The sequence below is a fragment of the Streptomyces sp. NPDC059917 genome, assembly GCF_042730635.1.
Taxonomy (GTDB): domain Bacteria; phylum Actinomycetota; class Actinomycetes; order Streptomycetales; family Streptomycetaceae; genus Streptomyces.
This window is the reverse complement of sequence record NZ_JBHWLC010000035.1, coordinates 1-21425: the sequence shown is the minus strand read 5'-3', so window position 1 is coordinate 21425 and position 21425 is coordinate 1. Positions and strand designations below refer to the sequence as shown.

General features: G+C 73.1%; 14 protein-coding genes. 5 read left to right on the top strand and 9 right to left on the bottom strand.

Features of this window, described 5'->3' with window-relative positions; genetic code table 11:
• Positions 1 to 60 precede the first annotated feature (60 nt).
• The 4 genes from ACFWAR_RS21020 to ACFWAR_RS21005 all read right to left on the bottom strand — a co-directional run bounded on the left by ACFWAR_RS21020 (position 61) and on the right by ACFWAR_RS21005 (position 4428).
• Positions 61 to 873, bottom strand: a complete 813-nt coding sequence (locus tag ACFWAR_RS21020) for an AAC(3) family N-acetyltransferase (protein ID WP_385779257.1) — start codon at positions 871 to 873, stop codon at positions 61 to 63.
• Positions 870 to 3143 carry a radical SAM/SPASM protein FxsBH, inactivated beta-hydroxylase extension form gene (gene fxsBH / locus ACFWAR_RS21015; RefSeq protein ID WP_385779255.1) on the bottom strand — a complete coding sequence of 758 codons (2274 nt, stop codon included), beginning with the start codon at positions 3141 to 3143 and terminating at the stop codon, positions 870 to 872. The genes ACFWAR_RS21020 and fxsBH overlap by 4 nt, the downstream gene beginning before the upstream one ends.
• Positions 3144 to 3172: 29 nt before the next feature.
• Positions 3173 to 3337, bottom strand: coding sequence for an FxSxx-COOH cyclophane-containing RiPP peptide (gene fxsA / locus ACFWAR_RS21010; protein WP_385779253.1), 165 nt, complete (start codon positions 3335 to 3337; stop codon positions 3173 to 3175).
• Positions 3338 to 3525: 188 nt separating this feature from the next.
• Positions 3526 to 4428, bottom strand: a complete 903-nt coding sequence (locus tag ACFWAR_RS21005) for an alpha/beta fold hydrolase (RefSeq protein ID WP_385779251.1) — start codon at positions 4426 to 4428, stop codon at positions 3526 to 3528.
• 291 nt (positions 4429 to 4719) lie between these two features.
• Here ACFWAR_RS21005 and adhE point away from each other — a divergent pair, with 291 nt between their 5' ends.
• Positions 4720 to 7359 (top strand): bifunctional acetaldehyde-CoA/alcohol dehydrogenase, encoded by a 2640-nt coding sequence (gene adhE, locus ACFWAR_RS21000; protein ID WP_385779249.1) that lies wholly within the window; start codon positions 4720 to 4722, stop codon positions 7357 to 7359.
• Positions 7360 to 7465: 106 nt separating this feature from the next.
• Here adhE and ACFWAR_RS20995 read toward each other — a convergent pair whose 3' ends face one another.
• Genes ACFWAR_RS20995 through ACFWAR_RS20980 form a run of 4 tightly spaced genes read right to left on the bottom strand, consistent with a single transcriptional unit; the run spans position 7466 to position 11111 of the window.
• The gene (locus tag ACFWAR_RS20995; protein ID WP_385779247.1) at positions 7466 to 8026 is read right to left on the bottom strand and encodes a YcxB family protein; all 561 of its coding nucleotides are present in this window, start codon (positions 8024 to 8026) and stop codon (positions 7466 to 7468) included.
• 49 nt (positions 8027 to 8075) lie between these two features.
• Entirely contained in the window at positions 8076 to 9260 is a 1185-nt protein-coding gene (locus ACFWAR_RS20990; RefSeq protein WP_385779245.1) for an AAA family ATPase, read from the bottom strand.
• Positions 9261 to 9285: 25 nt separating this feature from the next.
• Positions 9286 to 9981: an acetate uptake transporter gene (locus ACFWAR_RS20985; protein ID WP_385779243.1), complete on the bottom strand. Its 696-nt coding sequence runs from the start codon at positions 9979 to 9981 to the stop codon at positions 9286 to 9288.
• Positions 9978 to 11111, bottom strand: a complete 1134-nt coding sequence (locus ACFWAR_RS20980; protein WP_385779241.1) for a DUF3533 domain-containing protein — start codon at positions 11109 to 11111, stop codon at positions 9978 to 9980. The genes ACFWAR_RS20985 and ACFWAR_RS20980 overlap by 4 nt, the downstream gene beginning before the upstream one ends.
• A gap of 179 nt (positions 11112 to 11290) precedes the next feature.
• Here ACFWAR_RS20980 and ACFWAR_RS20975 point away from each other — a divergent pair, with 179 nt between their 5' ends.
• The 3 genes from ACFWAR_RS20975 to ACFWAR_RS20965 all read left to right on the top strand — a co-directional run bounded on the left by ACFWAR_RS20975 (position 11291) and on the right by ACFWAR_RS20965 (position 16999).
• Complete coding sequence (locus ACFWAR_RS20975; protein ID WP_385779239.1) at positions 11291 to 14866, top strand: DNA polymerase III subunit alpha; 3576 nt, start codon at positions 11291 to 11293, stop codon at positions 14864 to 14866.
• The gene (locus tag ACFWAR_RS20970; RefSeq protein WP_385779237.1) at positions 14863 to 15900 is read left to right on the top strand and encodes a hypothetical protein; all 1038 of its coding nucleotides are present in this window, start codon (positions 14863 to 14865) and stop codon (positions 15898 to 15900) included. Before ACFWAR_RS20975 ends, ACFWAR_RS20970 begins: the two co-directional genes overlap by 4 nt.
• Before the next feature lie 238 nt (positions 15901 to 16138).
• Positions 16139 to 16999: an esterase/lipase family protein gene (locus tag ACFWAR_RS20965; RefSeq protein ID WP_385779235.1), complete on the top strand. Its 861-nt coding sequence runs from the start codon at positions 16139 to 16141 to the stop codon at positions 16997 to 16999.
• 49 nt (positions 17000 to 17048) lie between these two features.
• On the opposite strand, the gene ACFWAR_RS20960 is transcribed toward ACFWAR_RS20965, so the two are convergent.
• Positions 17049 to 18122, bottom strand: coding sequence for a lytic polysaccharide monooxygenase (locus ACFWAR_RS20960; RefSeq protein WP_385779233.1), 1074 nt, complete (start codon positions 18120 to 18122; stop codon positions 17049 to 17051).
• A 296-nt stretch (positions 18123 to 18418) separates the two neighbouring features.
• Between ACFWAR_RS20960 and ACFWAR_RS20955 the strand changes: the two genes are divergently transcribed.
• Positions 18419 to 21382 (top strand): NACHT domain-containing protein, encoded by a 2964-nt coding sequence (locus ACFWAR_RS20955; protein WP_385779231.1) that lies wholly within the window; start codon positions 18419 to 18421, stop codon positions 21380 to 21382.
• Positions 21383 to 21425 lie beyond the last annotated feature (43 nt).

Here is a 21425-nt window from a genome sequence, read left to right as displayed (position 1 = left end):
GTGGAGCGAAGAAACATCATTCCGGAGCTGCTCCGCCACATCGCCTCATGGTTCAGTCAATCAGCGTCTGTTTTCGGTCATCCAGGTAACGGCGTGATCGACGGCATCAGGAATCCCGAAGATCTTGACCGAGGCCCCTCCCAGCTGCCCCTCGCGCACCTTGGACGAGGGGAAATCCCGGCCGATCTCCGCGAAATCACTGTCGTCGAGCGCGACGTCCTCGTATGCCGTCCACTCCTCCCCCTGCCGCCGCCCCGGAAGGTTCACCTTCACCACACACGCGTACATGCGCAAGGGGGGCTTCGGAATTCGATACTCCGCGAGATGGAATGCGCTGCAAACGGAAAATCCCACATTGATCATGAGTACCTGCCCCCCCTCCCGGCACAGCGTTCCCAGCGGCGAATCCTCCCCCAAATGGCAGGCCAGCCGATGACCGGCGGCGAACCGCCGCGCACCGTGCCCCAGCACCGCGAAAGAGGTCTGCGGATGGCCGCTGCGCGCCGCCCCCCGCGCGGTGCGCACCGCCTCCGCGAAGACGCCCATGTCCTCGCTCGGGGTGCGCACCGGATCGAAGCCGGGCATCCGGGCCCGGAAGGCCCGCAGCTCGGCCCCGTCCATGCCCGCGGTCCGGGCCAGGTGGGAGGTGGAGGTGCGCGAGTTGGAGGTGGTGAAGGCGGGCACCACCAGGGTGCCCCGGGGGCCGAGCACCTCCACCAGGGCCGCCAGCAGCCGCTCGGCGCGCAGACCGGTGCCGCCCAGAGAGGCGTGCACCAGGAGCCGGCCCCCCGGCCGCACCCCGAGCAGCCGCAGCCGCGCGGCGAGCGCGGCCGTGCTGGGCGGTGCGAGGAGCGGGGTCGGCCCGCCGCTCACGCGTCGACCGCCTTGGCTTCCCAGCGCATCTCCTCGACCAGCCGCTTGCCGGTACTGGTCAGCTCGGCCGCGCCCGCGAGCCGGTCCAACGCCCGGTGGATCCGGTCCGTGCCCGCCGGGTGGTACGGCTCGGTGGCCCGCCGGTACGCCTCCACCGCGACCCGCTCGTGCACGTCCGCCAGCAGCCGGGACACCGGAACGGGCCGCTCCCGCCAGGGCGAGGGGTGCTCCCACGCCCCGTCCAGCGCGTACAGGTCGGCCACCTCGGTCAGCGCCCGCAGCCGGGCCCGGCGCTGCCCGGTGAGCAGGGCCAGGGCGGTCTCGCCGACCCCGGCCGCGTAGGGCAGGCCCAGGGCGCCGGGGCCGTGCCGGCCCGCCTCGCCCCAGCCGACCGCCCGCGGGCCCCCGGCCAACGGGGTCAGGGTGGTCAGCCCCGCCGCGGCCGCCCGCGCGAACTCCGGCACCGCCCGGTGCAGCAGCGCCCAGGCCGCACCCAGCCGCTCCCGCCACTCCTCGGCCTCCCCGGCGCCCAGGCGCAGCCGCGGGGGGCGGGCGAAGCAGGTGCGGTACGGGTCCAGGTCGTCCAGCGCCACGGCCGGGCCCCGCGGCCCCGGGGACCAGGACCGTACGGGCTGCCAGCGCGCGTCCCCGGCCGCCGGGCCGAAGCGGTGCCCGGAGCGGCCGTCGTGGGCCGCGTAGCCGTCCTCGGTGGCCCGCAGCGAGGCGCGGCCGTCCGTGCCGGGCTCCCCGAGCCGCAGCAGCCCCAGCGTCGGCAGGTACACCTCGCCGTCCCGGTAGCCCACCTCGGCGGGCAGGTCCAGGCCGCCCCGCAGCACGGCGGCGGCGGCCAGCGCGGCCAGCCGCAGCGCGGCCTCCGGCCCGTCCGGGCGCCCCTCCTGCGCCGCGTCCAGGGCCGCCAGCACCCAGGTCCGGGTGTAGGGGTGCGCCAGTACGAGGTCCAGCGCGTCCGCACCCGCCCCGCCCGCGCCCTCCACCGCCCCCAGCAGCTCCCAGGCGTGCGCCCAGGCGGCCCCGCCGCCCGCGCGGGGGGCGAACTCGGTCAGCTCGGCGTGCAGGCGGGCGAGAAGCACCCGCGTCAACTGGTGCTGGGAGGCTGCCAGTTCGGCGGGGTCGCTCAGCTCGACGGCGGTCGCCTCGGCGGCGGTGCGCCCCTCGACCCCGTCGATCAGTTCCCGCAGGTCGGCGCAGTAGACGGAGGGGTTGGCGAAGTCGGTTCCGGGGCGGTAGCGGTGGGTGTAGAGCCCGCCGCCGCACGAACGTACGACGGGGCAGCCGCGGCACGTGTCGCTGACGCCCTCCAGGCCGAGCTGCCGGGCGCGCACCCCGGGGTGGGCGGCGACCTGGTCGAAGGTGTGCGAGAAGACGTCGAAGCCGGTGGCGGCGGCGCCCTCGTAGGCGCTCTTGAGGGAGTCCACCTGCTCCAGGGCCCCGTCCGTCTCCACGACCACCAGGTCGGTCGGGGCCAGGCCCAGCGACTCGGTCAGGCTGGGGCCGCCGCGCAGGGTGCTGGCGAGCGACTCGAAGATGCGCACGGGCACGGGCCGCCCGAGCCGGTCCCAGTGGTCGAAGACGCGCAGCAGCCAGCGGGCGTACGCGTCGGGCGCGCCGTCGGGGCGGGGCGGGGGCGTCTCCCAGGTGGCGTGCGGGAGCAGGAAGTCCACGCGCGGGGGTGCGAGGTCGACGAGGGCGTCGAGCACGGCGACGGGGTCGTTGGCCACGTCCACCGTGCATAGCAGGCCCTGGTAGAGGTGCCGGTAGGGGGCCGAGCGGAGCAGTTCCACGGCGGCGAGGACGAGCGGGTGGCTGGTGCGGCCGTCCGCGAAGCGGCGGTGGCGGTCGTTGGCCGCGCGGTCGCCGTCCAGGGAAATGCCGACCCGGACGCCGAATTCGGCGAAGAGGTCGAGGTGGCGGGTGCCGAGCTGGAGGCCGTTGGTGTGGATGCGCAGGTCCAGCGCGGCGGTTCCGGCGAGGGCCCGGGTGAACTCCTCGCACACCAGGCGCAGTCGCTCGGGTCCGGCCAGCAGGGGTTCCCCTCCGTGGAGAATCACCGTGACGGAGGGGAGTGCATGATCACGGGCATGTTCGGCGAGCCGCGACGCGGTATGGGAAATGACCTCGGGGGAGATCACTTTCGGCCGGGCTCGCCAGCTCTGATCTGCGTGTTCATAGACATAGCAATGATCACACGCGAGATCGCATCTGCTGTGAACCTTGAGGACGATCTCGCGAAAAGCGATCAGGCCGGTCATTCCACCAGTCTAGAGCGCCTACTTCTCGGTCAGAGCGCAGAGTTGAAGATCGGTGCCTGAACCGTGCGACCGGATTCTTCGCGCAGGACGCGTCCGAGCGCGGCGGCGGAGGACGCGCTGCGGACGTCGATCTGGGCGAGGGGGACCCGGCGGGCCTTGACCGTGCTGGTCGCGGGGGTTGCGGAAGTGTTCACGACACCGTCCTTGAGGGGGCCATGTGAAATGGGCGGGGGATTGACAGGAGCGTCATGCTCGTGCCATGCGTGGACTTTACTAGTCCACGTCCTATTGGCAACCGAGACATGACGCCAGGTCAAGCGTTCTATAGAAAGAGTGACGCAATTCCTTTACCCGCCGCCCGCAGGCCTCCTCGTGTTCGCCGTCAGGCAGGCCGTTGGTGCTGTTCGGGCGGGTCGGGGAGATCGCGCAGCAGCCAGGTGAGGATCTGCGGCAGGGCGCGCAGGGCCGCGAAGTGCGCCGCCGCGGGATCGATGGTGGCGGTGGCGCCGGGGATCCGCTCGGCCAGCCAGCGCGAGTGGCCGACGGGGGAGAAGACGTCCTGCTCGCCGTGCCAGATCATGACCGGGCAGCGGATGTCGGCGGGCTCGAACCCCCAGGGGCTGCACAGCGCGAGGGCGTCGTCGATCCAGCCGTCCGCCGAATTGCGCAGCCCCTCGCGGAAGTTGCGCAGCAGCATCGAACGCAGACCGGCGTCCGCGACGATCATCCGGTCGTTGTCGGTGAGTTCGATGCGCAGCTCCTCCAGCAGCCGCCCCGGATCCTTGCCGATGGCCGCGGCCCGCGGGGTGAGCCGGGCCGCCAGCTCCTCGGGGTCCGCCGACGCGGTGGTGTACTCGCGCACGTTCGAGGCGGTCATGCCGTCGAACCAGTCGAGCCCGTCCGCGTCCCAGGGCGCGAGGCCGACCAGGGCCGCCGTCCGGGTGACCCGCTCGGGCAGCAGGGCCGCGCAGGCCAGGGCGTGCGGGGCGCCGCCGGAGCGGCCGGCGACGGCGAACCGGTCCAGGCCGAGGGCGTCGGCGATGGTGGCCACGTCCCGGACGGCGTCGGCGACCGAGCGCCCGCGCAGCCGGTCGGAGTCCCCGTAGCCGGGACGGTCGTAGGCGATGATCTGGATCCGGCGCTGGTAGAGCACCATGCCCCGGGGGGCCGGGCCCAGTCTGCTGCCCGGGGTGCCGTGCAGCAGGAAGACCGGTCTGCCGCGGGGGTCGCCGAAGCGCTCCACCATCAGTTGCCGTCCGTCCGCGGTGCGCACCCGATTGTGCACGCGTCCCTCCCTCACGGTCGACGGTGAAGCCGTCCTGGTGATTGTGCTCGCTGGGGGAGGAGTGCGGTAGGGCGCACTCTCTCCGAAATTCTTGTGAAAGTTTTCACAAGCGCACAGGGGTCTTTGGTCCCCTGGCATATCCGCAGGTCAGATGCCATTTCGAAGGGGAGTGAACGGTGGTGAACGGCCCTTCGACCCCCGCTGTGGGGGCTTTTTCGGCGCCACTGCTTCCGCTTTTGGGTGTCGAATTGAGGCATCAGGAAAACGGGTCGCAAAGAAGGAGTTCCTGCCATGCAGGCCAACGAGATGGTGGACGCGCTCGTCCAGGGGGCGCTCACGGCGCTCGACCAGTTCGAGGGTTTCGACCAGGAGCAGGTCGACCACATAGTCAAGAAGGCCTCCCTGGCGGCCCTGAGCAGCCACGGAGAGCTGGCCGAGCTGGCGGTCGAGGAGACCGGCCGCGGCATCTTCGAGGACAAGGCGGTCAAGAACCTCTTCGCCTGCGAGCACGTCGTGAACTCGATGCGCGGGCTGAAGACCGCCGGCGTCATCCGCCGCGACGAGCTGAACGGCATCACCGAGATCGCCGAACCCGTCGGCGTCGTCTGCGCGATGACCCCGGTCACCAACCCGACCTCGACCACGATCTTCAAGGCGCTGATCGCGCTGAAGACCCGCAACCCGATCATCTTCGCCTTCCACCCCTCCGCGCAGAACTGCTCCGCCGAGGCCGCCCGCATCGTGCGGGACGCCGCCGTCGCCGCGGGCGCTCCGGAGAACTGCGTGCAGTGGGTCACCGCCCCCTCCATGGAGGCCACCGGCGCCCTCATGAACCACCCGGGCGTCTCCACCATCCTCGCCACCGGCGGCAACGCGATGGTCAAGGCCGCCTACTCCTGCGGCAAGCCCGCTCTGGGCGTCGGCGCGGGCAACGTCCCGGCGTACGTCCACAAGAGCGCCAAGCTGGCCCGCGCGATCCACGACATCGTGCTCTCCAAGGCCTTCGACAACGGCATGATCTGCGCCTCCGAACAGGCCGTCATCCTCGACCGGGAGATCTACGAGAAGGGCCTGGCCGAGTTCAAGCGGCTCGACGTCCACGTCGTCTCGGCCGCCGAGAAGACGAAGCTGGAGCAGTTCATCTTCGGCACGACCGCCTACGCCGCGGACGCCTCCGGCGCCAAGCTGAACCCCGCGGTCGTCGGCAAGTCGCCGCAGTGGATCGCCGAACAGGCCGGTTTCGAGGTCTCCCCGCAGACCTCCATCCTGCTCGCCGAGTGCAACGAGGTCGGCGAGAACGAGCCGCTGACCCGCGAGAAGCTCTCCCCGGTCCTGGCCGCCCTGAAGGCCGACGACACCGAGCACGGCCTCGAACTCGCCGCCGCGATGGTCGAGTTCCACGGGCTGGGCCACAGCGCGGCCATCCACGCCGAGGACGAGGCCCTCGTCGAGGAGTTCGGCAAGCGCGTCAAGGCCATCCGCGTCATCGCCAACTCCCCTTCCACCTTCGGCGGCATCGGCGACGTCTACAACGCCTTCCTGCCGTCCCTGACCCTCGGCTGCGGCTCCTACGGCCACAACTCGGTGTCCAACAACGTCACCGCGGTCAACCTGATCAACATCAAGCGGATCGGACGGCGCAACAACAACATGCAGTGGTTCAAGGTCCCGCCGAAGATCTACTTCGAGCGCAACTCCATCCGCTACCTCGGTGAGATGGACGGCATCGGCCGCGTCTCGATCGTCACCGACAAGACGATGGTCGCCCTGGGCTTCGTGCAGAAGGTCACCGACATCCTGCAGGCCCGCGAGGGCGCGGTCGCCATCCAGGTCATCGACAACGTCGAGCCCAACCCGGAGCTGTCGACCGTCCAGGCCGGCGCCGCGATGATGCGCGACTTCAAGCCCGACACGATCATCGGCCTCGGCGGCGGTTCGCCGATGGACGCCGCGAAGATCATGTGGCTGATGTACGAGCGCCCCGAGGTCGAGTTCGCCGACACGAAGGAGAAGTTCTTCGACGTCCGCAAGCGCGCCTACACGTTCCCCTCGCTCGGCGAGAAGGCCAAGATGGTCGCCATCCCGACCACCTCCGGCACCGGCTCCGAGGTCACCCCCTTCGCCGTCATCTCCGACCCGGCCGCGGCCCAGAAGTACCCGCTCGCCGACTACGCGCTGACCCCGAACGTCGCCATCGTCGACCCGGTCCTGCCGATGGGCCTGCCGGCCACGGTGACCGCCGACTCCGGCTTCGACGCCCTGACGCACGCCACCGAGGCCTACGTCTCCGCCTACTCCAACGACTACACCGACGGCCTGTGCCTCCAGGCCATCAAGCTCGTCTTCGAGAACCTCGAACGCTGCGTCCTGGACGGACCCAACGACCCCGAGGCCCGCGAGAAGATGCACAACGCCTCCACGGTGGCGGGCATGGCCTTCGCCAACGCCTTCCTCGGCCTGGTCCACGCCATGGCGCACACCCTGGGCAACACCTTCCACGTCGCCCACGGCCGCACCAACGCGCTGCTCCTGCCGCACGTGATCCGGCACAACGGCACGGTCTCGCACAAGGCCACCCCGTGGCCGAAGGCCGAGGTCTACCGGGCCCCCGAGCGGTTCCAGGAGATCGCGAAGATGCTGGGCCTGGCGGCCGCCACCCCGGCCGAGGGCGTGGAGTCCTACGCCAGGGCCGTCGAGGAACTGCGCGCCAAGTGCGGGATCCCGGCCTCCTTCGCCGAGGAGGGCGTGGACGAGCAGGCCTTCATCGAGGCCCTGCCGACCCAGGCCATGAACGCCTACGCCGACCAGTGCGCCCCCGCCAACCCGCGGATGCCGATGATCGGGGACATGAAGCAGCTCATGCGCCAGGCGTACTACGGCAACACCGAGGGCGCCCCGGCCAAGGCCCCGAAGGCCGCCAAGAAGAAGTAGCGGCCGCGGGAGGATCCGCAGGACGAGCAGCAGGAAAAGTCAGGAGCCCGCCCGGGGCGTCACGGCCCGGGCGGGCTCCCGCACGTGCGCCGCGCGCGGGCGCGGATCAGATCCGCCGCAGGTGCTCCGTGAACAGGGCGCGCGCCCCGTCGACGTCCTCGGGGGAGAGCGCCCCGCGCTTGGGGAGCACGAAGAAGTGCTCCAGGCTCCCGGTGAGGACGAACAGTTCGTCCGTCTCGAACCACCAGGGGTAGCCGCGCCAGTCGGTGACCTCGTCCGCCGCGTCCGCTCCGTCCGCCCCGGCCCCGGTGACGGTCAGGCCGTCCTCGGTGAGCACGGTGCGGACGGCGCCGCGGGCCGCGTCGGCCTCGTACAGGCGGTTCATCCGGAACCGGCGGTGCCACTGCCGGATGCCGAGCGGGGCGATCAGGAGGGTCACGCCCAGCGTGACGTATCCGGACGTGCCGAGGCCCCAGACCGCGACGCGCAGGCCGCCCGCCGCGGCCCCGAGCACGACGGGCAGCACCAACATGGCGGTGCGGCCCGGCCGGGTGCCCAGGGTGTACCGCCACAGGGCCCGGCCGTAGTCGGCGGCGACCGGGGCATGGGCGAACCGGGCGGTGCGCGAGGCGGTGTTCCCGGCCGAGGCGGCTTGATTCATGTCCATGACAGCGGAGGGTACGACACCCCCCGGGCGGGGCTCCCGCGGCCCCGGATCAGCGCTGCGGCCAGTACCAGAGCGGCTCGTCCAGCGGGCCCTCGCGGCCCGCCACCTCCGTCTGGCCGAAGTCCTTGAACAGGGTCAGCGTCCGCAGGTCCACCCGGTGGTGGCGGCTGCCCGCGGCGAGCGCGTCGGCCAGCGGATCGGCGTGGGTGACCACCACCGTCTGGGTCTCCCGGCTCGCGGTGAGGATCAGGTCCGCCAGGGGGGCCAGCAGGTCCGGGTGCAGGCTGGTCTCCGGCTCGTTGAGGACCATCAGCGCGGGCGGTCGGGGGGTCAGCAGGGCCGCCGTCCACAGCAGGTAGCGCAGGGTCCCGTCGGAGAGTTCGGCGGCGCCCAGCGGGCGCAGCAGCCCGTGCTGGTGCAGCTCCAGCTCGAAGCGCCCGTCCCGCTCCCGGACCCCCACCCGGGTGCCCGGGAAGGCCGCCGCCACGGCCTCGTCCAGCGCCGCCCCGTCGCCCACCTCGCGGATGGTCTGGAGCGCCGCGGGCAGGTCGGACCCGTCGCCACCGAGCACGGGCGTGCGCGTGCCGATCCGCGGGGTGCGGGCGGGGGCCGCCGCGTCGGTGCGGACGTGGTCGTAGAACCGCCAGGACCGGATCAGCTCGCGCAGGGCCAGCAGGTCGGGCGCCAGCTGCGGGTCGGCGAGCTCGCTCAGCATGGAGTCGTACGGCCGCAGCGCGCCCTGGGTGCGGTGCCAGCCGCCGTCCGCCGTGCGGGTGCGCACGGCGGGCCCCGAACGGTCCGACAGCAGGGCGGCGGGGCGCAGCACCGGCCCGGCCCAGGTGCACTCCCGCTTGATCTCGGGGTCCAGGCCGAAGAGGGAGTCCGGTACGGGCGCCGGGTGGCCGAAGTCCACGGCGTACCCGAACTCGTCCCCGGCGAAGCCCAGGCGCAGGCTCACCGGTTCGGAGCGGACGGTGGGCTGGACGGCGTAGCGCCCCTCCCGGACCGCCCGCCCGGTCTTCTCCGGTCCCGCCCACAGGGTCGAGGGCAGCCCGCCCTCCCGGGCCAGCGCCGCGACCGCGCCGCCGCGCGCGGAGTCGGCGAGCAGCCGCAGGGAGCGGTAGAGGCTGGACTTGCCCGTCCCGTTGGCGCCCGTCACGACGGTGAGGCGGCCGAGCGGCACGATCAGGCGGCGCAGGGAACGGTAGTTCTCGACGGCCAGTGTGGTGATCATCCTTCGATCGTCGCATTCCGTCCGGTCACGTCTCGGGGTGCTCCTCGGGAGCCAGGAAACGGCCCATGGGCAGCACCGGGCGGCCCCAGGTGCTCGCGAGGATCTGCCCGGCGAGCAGGTACAGGGCGCCGAGCGCGGCCAGCAGGCCCGCCCAGCCGGTGATCCGGTTCCAGATCACCTCGCCGGTGAACCCGTTGACCGTCATGGCGATGAAGACGACGAGCACGCAGGTGAAGGTCGACAGCAACACCAGGTGGATCCGCCAACTGCCGAGCCAGAGCACGAACACCACGAACACCCAGGGCAGCGTGAACAGTCCGCTGACGTCCCCGCGCAGCGCGGGGTCGGTCGCGGGCAGCACCCACTGGAGCAGGCAGGCCTTGGCCATCCAGAAGAGGCCGAAGCCGCCGAACACGGTGGCGTGCCAGGTGTCGCCGCGCTGCGCCTGGAAGAGGCCGGCCAGCAGCTGGGCGAGCCCGCCGACGAAGAAGCCGACCAGCGGCAGCACGGAGTGGCCGAGCTTCTCGGGGAAGACGCCCGCGTCGATGCCGGTGGCGATGGTGGTGACCACGATGAAGCCGGTGAGGCCGAGCGCTCCGAGCTGCGCCTGGGCGCTCGGCTCCATCCGCTTGACGGAGGCGGACTGGGCCACCGGCCCCTGGCGGTTCCACAGGGCGCGGCCGGCCGGGTCGTGCGCCGGGCCGCCCGTCGGGTCGTTCACCGCCCGGCCCCTTCGGCGGGATCGGGGTCGGGGTCGGGCAGGCCGCTGCCCACGGCCGCTCCCGGGCGCCCCTTGTGGAAGATCGCGCAGGCCAGGGTCACGGCGGAGCCGAGCACGGCCCAGCCCGCCAGGACCAGCATCGAGGGGGCCATGTCATTGCCCTTGAAGTACGCGATGGAGCGGGCGGCGTAGGTGCCCGCGCCCGGTGGCAGGGCGGGGCCGATGGCCTTCCAGAACGGCGGCAGCAGCGGGTAGGGATAGGCGCCGCCCGCGCTCGGGTTGCCGAAGACGACCACCAGCAGGATCGCCAGGCCGATGCCGACGACGCCCGCCAGCCCCTGGAAGGCCAGGGTGATCGCGCCGACCGCGAAGACGACCAGCGTGCCCAGCCCCCAGAGGCCGAGGATGCTGCCGGGCAGCGCGTCCAGGACGGGTCCCGCGATCACCGCGCCGAGCAGCCCGGCGGCGATGGAGTACAGCAGCAGCGCACCGAGCCGGATGACCGCGCGGGCGGAGTTGGCGGGCCGTGCGCCGGCGCTGATCGCGAGGATCGCGGCGCACAGGTAGCCGCCCACGCACCAGCCGACGACGAGGTAGAAGGAGCTGAGGCCGCGCCCGTCGCCCGCGGCGGAGGGGGCCACGTCGACGACCTGGACGGTACGGCCCTGGGCCTTCTCGGTCAGGCCGACGACCTGTTCGAGGGCCTGGGAGAGCGCCGCCCCGGAGCCGCCCGCGACGAGCAGCCGGTCGGTGGTGCCGCCGGGGTCGACGATCAGGGCGCCGTCCACCTCCCGGTTCTTGATCTGGCGCAGGGCGGTGGCCTCGTCCTTGACCGCTCGGGGGTCCAGCGGCTTGCCGGGCAGCTCGCCGAGCTGCTTCACGGACCGCTCGGTGAGCTGGGCGACGGGGGTGGTGACCGCCAGCGGGATCTCGCTCGGCTTGGGGTGGTGGAAGGCGCCGATGTAGGAGGTGATGAAGGCGAGCTGGAGCGCCAGCACCCCCAGGACCAGCAGGGCTGCCCGGGCGGTCACGGCGTCCTTGACCTCGGCGAGGAAGCCGCCGGAGGGGGCGCCGGAGGGGCCGGTGGAGCTGCCCGAGGGGCCTGCTGCGGTATCGGTGGGCCGGTTCATGCCTTCACGCTCGACCGGGTGGGGACCGGGCGCAGCAGGGGTGGGCCGAACGGATGAACGGGGCGGGTCGCACCCGGATGGTCGAACACGTGTTTCGCACGGACATTCGAATTGCTCTATGGTGGAGAGGGGGAGGGTGAAGGAGTGTCGGGCGCAACGAGCGAAGCAGGAGGCCGCGGATGCCTGGTTTCACGCATCTGCACACCGTTTCGGGGTTCTCCGCGCGCTACGGCGCCTCGCACCCCGAGCGGCTGGCGGAGCGCGCCGCGGAGCGGGGCATGGACGCCCTCGCGCTCACCGACCGCGACACCCTCGCGGGTGCGGTGCGGTTCCTGAAGGCGTGCGAGAAGGCCGGGATCCGGCCGCTGTTCGGCGTCGGACTGGCGGTGGCCCCGGCCCCCGGCGATGGGGGCCGTCCCGCCCCCGGCCGCGACGACCGGCTCTCGCACCGGCTCCGCGCGCCCGTCACCCCCGTCAAAGGGGGAGCCTTCATCGACGAATCCGCCACCCGGGCGCTCTTCCTCGCCCGCGACGGAGCCACGGGCTGGGCCGAGCTGTGCCGGATGATCAGCGCCGCCCACGCCCGCCCCCGGGGCGGCGGCGGGGGCTCCCCGCTGCTGCCCTGGGACGCCCTGCACGGCGCGGGCGGCGTGTACGTCCTGCTCGGCCCCGACTCCGAGGTCGGCCGCGCGCTCGCCGCGGGCCGCCCCGACCGGGCCGCCCGGCTGCTCGCCCCCTGGCGCGAGCGCTACGGCGACGACCTGCGCCTGGAAGCCGTGGACCACGGCCGCGGCGGCGCCCGGGCGGGCACCGGCCCCGGCTCGCTGCGCCTCGCCGCCCGTACCGTCGGCTTCGCCGCCGACCAGGGCGTGCGGGTCGTGCTCAGCAATGCCGTGCGGTACGCCGACCAGGGCCAGGGCCGGGTCGCCGACGTCCTGGACGCGGCCCGCCGGCTCGTCCCGGTCGACCCCCGGCGCGGCCTCGACAGCGGGGAGCGCTGGCTCAAGGATCCCGCCGCCATGGCCGAGGCCGCCGACCGCGTCGCGCTCGCGGCCGGTCTGGGCCCCTCCGGCGCCCGCGACCTGCTGGCCGAGACCCGGGCCACCGCCGAAGCCTGCGTGGTCGACCCCGCGGACGACCTCGGCATCGGCGAGGTGCACTTCCCCGAGCCCCGGCTCGTCGGCGCCGCCCACCGCACCGCGCAGCGGGTGCTCGCCTCCCGCTGCGCGGCGGGCATGGTGCTGCGCGGGCACGCGGACGACCCGGTGTACCAGGAGCGGGTGCGCCACGAGCTGGACATCATCGCCCACCACGGCTTCGCCTCGTACTTCCTGACGGTCGCCCAAGTGGTCGACGACGTACGGGACATGGGCATCCGGGTGGCCGCGCGCGGCTCCGGGGCAGGCTCGCTGGTCAACCACCTCCTCGGCATCGCCCACGCGGACCCGGTCGAGCACGGACTGCTGATGGAGCGCTTCCTGTCCAAGCGCCGCCGGGTCCTGCCCGACATCGACATCGACGTGGAGTCCGCGCGCCGCCTGGAGGTCTACCGCGCGATCATCGACCGCTTCGGCATCGAACGGGTCGCCACCGTCGCCATGCCCGAGACCTACCGGGTCCGCCACGCCATCCGCGACGTGGGCGCCGCCCTGTCCATGGACCCCGCCGAGACCGACCGGCTCGCCAAGGCCTTCCCGCACGTCCGGGCCCGCGATGCCCGCGCGGCCCTCGCCGAGCTGCCCGAGCTGCGCGACGTGCGCGAACGACAGGAGCGGGGCGGGGCGCACGGGCTGTTCTGGGAGCTGGTCGAGGCGCTGGACGCGCTGCCGCGCGGGGTCGCCATGCACCCGTGCGGAGTGCTGCTCTCCGACGCCTCGCTGCTCGCGCGCACGCCGGTGGTCCCCACCAGCGGCGAGGTCCCCTTGGGCGCCGCCGGTCCGGGGAGCGCCCCGCTGCCCATGTCCCAGTTCGACAAGGAGGACGTGGAGGACCTCGGGCTGCTCAAGCTCGACGTGCTCGGGGTGCGGATGCAGTCGGCGATGGCGCACGCCGTCGCCGAGATCCGGCGCGGTACGGGGCGGGAGCTGGACCTGGACGACCCGGCGCAGGTGCCGCCGGGGGACGGGGCGACGTACGAACTGATCCGCTCCACCGAGACGTTGGGCTGCTTCCAGATCGAATCGCCCGGCCAGCGCGACCTGGTGGGACGGCTCCGGCCCGCCACCTTCCACGACCTCGTCGTGGACATCTCGCTCTTCCGCCCCGGCCCGGTCGCCGCCGACATGGTGCGCCCCTTCATCGAGGCCCGGCACGGGCGGGCGCCGGTCCGCTTCCCGCACGAGGACCTGGCGCCGCCGCTGCGCGAGACCTACGGGGTCGTCGTCTTCCACGAGCAGATCATCGAGATCGTCGACATCATGACCCGCTGCGGGCGGGACGAGGCCGACCGGGTGCGGCGCGGGCTGTCCGACCCGGATTCGCAGGCCCGGATCAAGGTCTGGTTCGCGGCCCGGGCCGCCGAGTTCGGCTACGCGCCCGAGGTGATCGCCCGGACCTGGGAGATCGTCGCGGCCTTCGGCTCCTACGGCTTCTGCAAGGCGCACGCGGTGGCCTTCGCGGTGCCCACCTACCAGTCCGCCTGGCTCAAGGCGCACCACCCGGCCGCCTTCTATGCCGGGCTGCTCACCCACGACCCCGGCATGTACCCCAAGCGGCTGCTGCTCGCGGACGCGCGGCGGCGCGGGGTGCCGGTGCTGCCGCTGGACGTGAACCGGTCCGCGGTCACCCATCGCATCGAACTGGTGTCCGACGGGTCGGCCGGCGAGCGGCGCTGGGGGCTGCGGCTCGCCCTCCTCGATGTGCACGGCATCAGCGAGGCCGAATCCGCGCGGATCGAGAGCGGGCAGCCCTACGGCTCCCTGCGCGACTTCTGGGACCGGGCCCGACCGAGCCGTCCCGTGGCCGAACGGCTCGCGCAGGTCGGCGCGTTGGACGCCTTCGGCGCCAACCGCCGCGATCTGCTGCTGCACCTGTCCGAACTGCACGGCGCGCAGCGGGCGAAGGGTGCTCGGGGGCCGCAACTCCCGCTGGACGGCGGGCGGTCCACCGCCTCCGTCGGCCTGCCCGACCTGGACGACGCCGAGCGGCTCAGCGCCGAGCTGGGCGTCCTGGGCATGGACGCCTCCCGCCACCTGATGGGGGACCACCGGGCCTTCCTGGCCGAGCTGGGCGTGGTCACGGCCCGCGCCCTGCGCACGGCCGCCCACGGCCGGACCGTCCTGGTCGCGGGCGCCAAGGCGGCCACCCAGACCCCGCCGATCCGCTCCGGCAAGCGGGTCATCTTCACCACCCTGGACGACGGCAGCGGCCTGGTCGACCTCGCCTTCTTCGACGACAGCCACGCGGCGTGCGCGCACACCGTCTTCCACTCCTTCCTGCTGCTGGTGCGCGGAGTGGTCCAGCGGCGCGGCCCGCAGAGCCTGAGCGTGGTCGGCGCGGCCGCCTGGAACCTGGCCGAGCTGGCCGAACTGCGGGCCACGGGCGGCCTGGAGGCGGTCGCGGCCCGACTGGCGGAACCGGCCGCGCCGACCGCGCCACCGGAGCGGCCCGAGCCGGGGGCCGGGGCGGCCCCGGGCCGGACCATCCGACTGGCGACGGGGTACGAGCTGAACCCCTGGGCCGACCTCCAGCCGCCGGGCACCGGCCCCGCCACGGGCCGCAAGCTCTGGCACTCCAGCCCGGGGAGCGCGGGATGAGCGCGGAGCCGCGGCCGGGCCCGGCCGCGGCCGGGCGCGACGGGGGCGACGCGCCGGTGCTGTGCCTGCGCTTCCGGCGGGTCGACGGCGCGCCCCTGGACGCGGACACCCACACCGGCCTGCTCGCCCTGCTCGGGGCCCTCACCCCGGTGGTCCAGCCGCTCCCGCCCGACGGCGCCCTGGCCGACCTCCGGGGCGCGCTGCGCTACTTCGGGCGGGGCGCGGCGGAGCTGGCCGCGGTGATCCGGGTGCGCGCCCTCGCCCTGTACGGGGTCGAGTGCGCCATCGGCGCCGCCGGGAACCCGATGCTGGCCGCGATGGCGGCCCGCGGGGCCGGTCCCGGGCGCACCCTGGTGGTCCCGGACGAGCCCGCCGCCGTACGGGAGTTCCTGTCCGGCCGACCCGTCGCGGCCCTGACCGGGGTGGGCCGGGGGGCCGCCCGGACGCTCTGCTCCTACGGCCTCGACACCATCGGCCGGGTCGCCGCCGCCCCGCCCGCGACCCTGCGGCGGATCCTGGGACCCCGGGTCGGGCGCGAGGTGTACGAGCGGGCCCACGGCATCGACCGGACCCCGGTGCTGCCCGGCGCGGCCGCGCGGTCACTGGCCGCCGAGCGCCCCTTCGACCGGGACGAGCTGGACCCCGTACGCCACCGCCGCGCCCTGCTCTCCCTCGCCGAGGAGCTCGGCGCCCGGCTGCGCGCCGGTGACCAGGTCTGCCGCGCCCTCTCCCTCACCGTGCGCTGCGCCGACCGGACCACCCTGACCCGGACCCGGGTGCTGCCCGAGGCCACCGCCCACTCGGCCGCCCTGACCGCCACGGCCTACGCCGTGCACGCGGCCCTGGGGCTCCAGCGGGCCCGGGTCCGGTCGCTCTCCCTGCGCGCCGAGGACCTGACCCCGGCCGACCGGGCCGCCCACCAGCTGACCTTCGACCCCGAGGACGAGAAGGCCCGGCGGCTGGAGGCGGTCACGGACCGGATCCGGGCGCGGTTCGGGCCGGCCGCCATCGCCCGCGGCAGCCTGGCGGCGTGACGGTCGCCGCGGTAGATCCGCTCAAGTGCTGCCCCGTAGAACGCCCGTACGCCATCGGTGAACCGATTCGCCGCGCGACACGCATTCTTTACTGACGCGTAACTTCCAAGTCTTGCTACTCGCCCGTAATTTGGCGGCAGCAGCACCTCCATGTGATCCGGATCACGGGACTTCCCCCGCCGTACCTCCCTCGCCCCGCCCAGTTCGCGCTGCGCGGATCCCCCTAGGAGATCACTCGATGCTGCCCTGGAGACGACGCCTGCTCCGCCCCCTGGCCGTCCTGGCCCTCGCCGCCGCCGCCCTGGTCCCCACCGGGTCGGCGCAAGCCGCCTCCGCCCCCCACAGCGGATGGAACAACTGGTCCTGCAAGCCCTCCGCCGCGCACCCGCGCCCCGTGGTGCTGGTGCACGGCACCTTCGGCAACTCCGTCGACAACTGGCTCGGGTTCGCCCCGTACCTCGTGGACCGCGGGTACTGCGTCTACTCCCTCGACTACGGCCAGCTGCCCGGGGTGCCCCTCTTCAACGGGCTCGGTCCCATCGACAAGTCCGCCGGACAGCTCGACGTCTTCGTCGACAAGGTGCTCGCCTCCACCGGCGCGGCGAAGACCGACATCGTCGGGCACTCGCAGGGCGGCATGATGCCGAACTACTACCTGAAGTTCCTCGGCGGCGCCGCCAAGGTCAACGCGCTGGTCGGGATCGCCCCCGACAACCACGGGACCACCCTGCTCGGCCTGACCAAGCTGCTGCCCTACTTCCCCGGCGCCGGGGACCTGATCAACTCGGCGACCCCGGGGCTGGCCGACCAGATCGCCGGTTCGCCCTTCCTGACCAAGCTGAACGCGGGGGGCGACACCGTGCCGGGGGTGGCCTACACCGTCATCACGTCCCGCTTCGACGAGGTGGTCACCCCCTACCGCTCCCAGTTCCTCGACGGCCCCGACGTCCACAACGTGCTGCTCCAGGACCTGTGCGCGGTCGACCTCTCGGAGCACGTCGCGATCGGCCTCACCGACCGGATCGCCTGGCACGAGGCGGCCAACGCGCTCGACCCGCAGCACGCGCGGCGGACCACCTGCGCGTCGGTCTTCGACTGACGCGCGGGCGGTCCGGGGCGGTCCGGGGCGGTCCGGGGCGGGGCGGCCGTCAGCGGCCGTGACGACCGGCGGTGGCCCGGCGACGGGCCACCCCGAAGAGCACGGCCGCGCCCACCGCGAGGGTGCCCGCGCCGGCGATCGCGATCATCGGGGTCGAGCCGTCCCCGCCGGTCTCGGCGAGGTTGCCCGCCGCCGGGGAAGCGGCCGCGACCGGCACGGCCGAAGAGCCGTTGGTCTTCGGGTCGTTGTCCCCGTGCCCGGCGTGCTCGACCGTGGACTTCCCCGCGCCGTCCGCGATCTGCTGGTCCGTGGGCGCCTTGGGCGCGCCCTCCGTCCCGGCGGACGGTCCGGCGCCGGGCGCGGTGGAGCCGCCGGCCGGGACGGACGGCTTCGTGACCGGCCCCGCGGACTGCGCGGGGTCGGTGCCGGTGCCGGGCGCGGTCGTGGGCCGGGTGGCGCCGCCCCCGTTGTCCTTGCCGAAGACCACGTCGGAGCAGGTGTAGAAGGCCTCGGGGCTGTCCGAACGCTGCCAGACGCTGTAGATGAGGTGGCGGCCGGTCTTCTTCGGGACGGTGCCGGAGAAGACGTAGTCACCGCTCTGCATCCCGGGGTCGCTGACCTTGAGGAACGGCGTCGCCTCCAGGTCGGACCACTTCAGCGGCTTCGTCGGGTCGTAGGAGTCCTTCGTGACGTACAGCTCGAAGGAGCCCTTGTGCGGGGCGGTGCCCTTGTAGCGGAAGGTGTGGGCGCCGGCCGTCATCGGGCTGGCCGGCCAGTCGGCGCGGGGCAGGTCCAGCCCCTTGTACTTGCCGTTGCCCGCCGAGCACAGCTGCCCGTCCGGGATCAGCTTCTTGCTCTGGCCCGCCGCGTTGGCGATGTTCACCGCGTTCCAGTCGTAGAAGGCCTGCGCTCCGCTCGCCGCGACGGCCGCCTTGCACGCCGCCGACTTGGGAGACTCCGGCCCTTCCGCATAGCACGCGGCCACCCGGCTGACCGGGTCCGTCATCGAGCCGTGCGCCGCGGCGGGCACGGCGGCGTACGCGGCCACCGCGAGCGGGGCGAGGCCGAGGGCGGCGATCCGGGCGGCGGTGCGGGTGGCGGCGTGCGGGCGGCGTGCGGGCATGTGCGGAACTCCTCTGAGCGGGGCGTGCGGGTCGGTACGGGCTGTGCGGCGCCGCCCCCGTCACGGGGTGACGACGCCGCCTCCGGCCCTCCCTGGCTCGCCCAAGCTAGCCACCGGAACCGCCCGTTCCGAGGCCTTGGGCCCCCTGGAGCCGATCCTTAGGCTCCACTTAAGGCACCGGTAAGCGCCCCCTGAGGAACGGGCCCCGTGCCGTTGCGTCCGACCGGCACCTGCCCGGAGACTGTCAGCCACGTTCAAGGGGCAGCGGCGCCGCTGCCGTTGGCGCAGGGGGACGCTTGAGCATCGAAGCAGCCATCGCGGGACGGCTGGCGGGGGCGGTCGCCAGTCCGCTCATCGGCCGTGTGCAACGCGAACTGGCCCGTCGGGGACGGGCCAGGGGGAACCTCGCCGACGCCCTGGCCCGCATCGCGGACCCGGACCGTCGGACCGTTTCCCCCACCGCCCTGCTGAACGACCTCCCCCGCGGGGTGAACAACCGCGAGGTGCTCGCCTGCATAGCGACCCCGGAATTCCGCGCGCTCTCGCAGCAGTTGATGGCCATCGAGATCCTCGACGGGGACCTGAGGGCGGCGACGAAGGTGAAGTTCGCCCTGCGGGACTTCTTCCGGCAGCAGTTCCCGAACGCCGACGTCGCCGCCGTGAACAACTACTCGGAACTCCTCTTCGTCCATCTGCACCGCACGTGCGAGGGGCTGGTCGGAGAGCTCCGCGCGGCGCTGAAGGACGAGACGAACGCGATCGACTGGGCGCACGCGACCCTGGCGCGGGCCACCGCGGACTCCATCGAGTCGTACCTCGCCGTCCTGGCCCGTCCGCACCGGCTGACGATCGATGACCGGGTGGAATGGACCCAGCGCTACCGCAAGGCGTTCTCGCTGCACGAGGAGATAGCGCTGCCGGACCTCGGCAACCGCCGCCGGATCCACTACAGCAAGATCTTCGTCAAGCCGCAGCTGAGCGAGGGGCAGGCGGCGGACCGCACCTCCTTCGACGACTTCGTCGACTCCATCGACCGGACCGTGCTGCTGGGCGACCCGGGGGCCGGGAAGTCGACGAGCAGCGCCGTGTCCGCGTCACTGCTGTTCCAGCAGGGCCGCTCGATCCCCTTCTACGTGGTCATGCGCGAGGTCGACTTCACCGCGGTGGGCTTCTCCCTGGTGAAGGTCGTGGAGGAGCAGCTGTCCCACCGGTACCAGATCAGGGTGCCGGAAGGGCTCGTCGAGGAACTGCTCCTCGAAGGGTCCGCACTGCTCGTGTTCGACGGCCTGGACGAGGTGCAGTCGGAGAGCGTGCGCCGGAGGTCGTCCGAGATCATCGAAACCGCCAGCCGCCTGTACCCGCTGTCCCGCATCCTCGCCACGTCCCGCATCGTGGGGTACGGCTCGGCGAGACTGAATCCCGCGACCTTCCACGAGTACCGCATACGCCCCTTCGACGACGGGCTCGTCCTGGAGGACGGCGAGGTCCGCGCGTACGTGTCCAAGTGGTTCTCGGCGGGGGCGCGGCTGCCGGAACCGGCCGACCACGTGGCGGACACCTTCATGCGGGAGAGCGCGAGCATCCCGGACCTGCGCTGCAACCCGCTCCTGCTGGCCTACATCTGCGTGCTGTACCGGGGGCACCGCTTCATACCGCGGAGCCGGGCGCAGTTGTACAAGAAGTGCGCGGAGCTGCTCCTGGCCGACTGGGACAACTTCCAGGGCCTTCCGGTCGACAGCGAAACGGATCTCGACACCGTCCGGCACACCCTCGCCGCGCTGGCCTACCGGTCGATCACCGACCCCCAGTGGCTGGCCGGAATGCCGGAATCCGACGTGCGGTCGGTCGCCTCGGCCGCCATGTCCGACGAGTCCGTGCCCGCCCACGAGGCCGCGCGCCGCCTGGCCGAGGAGCTCGTCAACCTGTGCCGCGGGCGCGCCTGGATCTTCACGGAGCTGGGCACGGAGCCGGACGGTTCGGGAATCTTCGGCTTCACCCACCAGAGCCTCCAGGAGTACTTCGCCGCCCTTCACCTGACGCGGAACAGCGGGACGCCCGAACTGCTGGCCGACCGGCTCCTGCCCGAGCTGACGGGCGGCCGATGGGAGGTCCTCACCCAGATCTGCATGAACCTGGCGGACGAGAAGTGGGTCAGCGGGAGCAGCCGCGTCGTCACCAGGCTCCTGGAACGCGGACAGATGGCGGAGGGCGTCGGACTGCGGACGCTCGTCGAGTTCATGGCCCGCTGGCTCGACGTCGTGAAGATGAACGTCACGGCCATGCGGCTGCTCATGAAACTCGCCGTCGACAGCTACATCGCCACCGCGTCGGGGGAACTGCGCGAGCTCCTGTCGCCCGCGGGCCCCTACCCGGCAGCGGCCTGGGCGGCCTTCCAGGACGTCGCCGAGGAGAACCTCCCCCAGGAGGCGGAGGCCGCGGCGGGTCACGGCTTCTCCCTGGCGTGGCTCGTGGCGAACGTCCACTACCTGCCCGCCCTGCCGAGCGAGCGGCGGCGGGCGAGCACGTACGCCGACCCCGTGCGGGCGCACTTCGACTCGCTGAGCGGCCTGCGGCGCGTCGCCATGCGGCAGATGCAGAACTCCGCGGCCGGCTGGGCCCTGTGTCTGTACACGGGCGCGGCCGACATCCGGGTGCTGGCGAGCGCGCAGTCCCGCCGCGCCGCGGGTCCGCCCGACGCGGCGCACACCAACGTCCTGTCCGTCATGCTCGATACGGCGGGCACCCCCAACTCGCTGGGCCCCCTCTCGCCCGCCGCGTGGATCTTCGACACCATGGGCGGCGGCGACACCGACACGTGCCGGTACGAGCGGGCCCACCAGGCCCTCGTCGACCTCGCCGTGATGCTGGGCGACCCCATGGACACCCTGGTGAACCTCGACATCCCCCGACTGGACGACCGCTTCGTGACCTACTGGAACGAGTGCGGCGCCGTCCGCTGCGAACGGGTCCTGCGGCAGCTGTACGAAGAGCAGTCCGGCCTCGGGCGCGGAGCCGAGGGCCGCGCCCTCACCGGGCTGGTCTACGTGTGCACGGGGCTCGTGGAACTGCTCGACGAGGTGTACACGAGGCCGGTGAGGTATCCGCTGTCCCTGGCCCTGTTGGCGAAGGCCCGCAGGGAGCACGACGCCGGCATCCTGGAGCCGGTCACCCGGCACCTGATGTTTCCGGCCCGGCGCTTCGTGGCGAACTGGTCCGGGGGCCGCTCGACCTGGAACGCGGACAACACGCAGGTCTCCTGAAGCGAGGAGCGAGCGGTGCCCGCGCCCACGTGCCGATCCGCGG

What these genes read in the sequence shown, in the direction of transcription:
- fxsBH (WP_385779255.1), bottom strand. Translation starts at nt 3,143, where the DNA reads ATGACCGGCCTGATCGCTTTTCGCGAGATCGTCCTCAAGGTTCACAGC.
- adhE (WP_385779249.1), top strand. Translation starts at nt 4,720, where the DNA reads ATGCAGGCCAACGAGATGGTGGACGCGCTCGTCCAGGGGGCGCTCACG.
- ACFWAR_RS20995 (WP_385779247.1), bottom strand. Translation starts at nt 8,026, where the DNA reads ATGGACATGAATCAAGCCGCCTCGGCCGGGAACACCGCCTCGCGCACC.
- ACFWAR_RS20990 (WP_385779245.1), bottom strand. Translation starts at nt 9,260, where the DNA reads ATGATCACCACACTGGCCGTCGAGAACTACCGTTCCCTGCGCCGCCTG.
- ACFWAR_RS20980 (WP_385779241.1), bottom strand. Translation starts at nt 11,111, where the DNA reads ATGAACCGGCCCACCGATACCGCAGCAGGCCCCTCGGGCAGCTCCACC.
- ACFWAR_RS20975 (WP_385779239.1), top strand. Translation starts at nt 11,291, where the DNA reads ATGCCTGGTTTCACGCATCTGCACACCGTTTCGGGGTTCTCCGCGCGC.
- ACFWAR_RS20970 (WP_385779237.1), top strand. Translation starts at nt 14,863, where the DNA reads ATGAGCGCGGAGCCGCGGCCGGGCCCGGCCGCGGCCGGGCGCGACGGG.
- ACFWAR_RS20965 (WP_385779235.1), top strand. Translation starts at nt 16,139, where the DNA reads ATGCTGCCCTGGAGACGACGCCTGCTCCGCCCCCTGGCCGTCCTGGCC.
- ACFWAR_RS20960 (WP_385779233.1), bottom strand. Translation starts at nt 18,122, where the DNA reads ATGCCCGCACGCCGCCCGCACGCCGCCACCCGCACCGCCGCCCGGATC.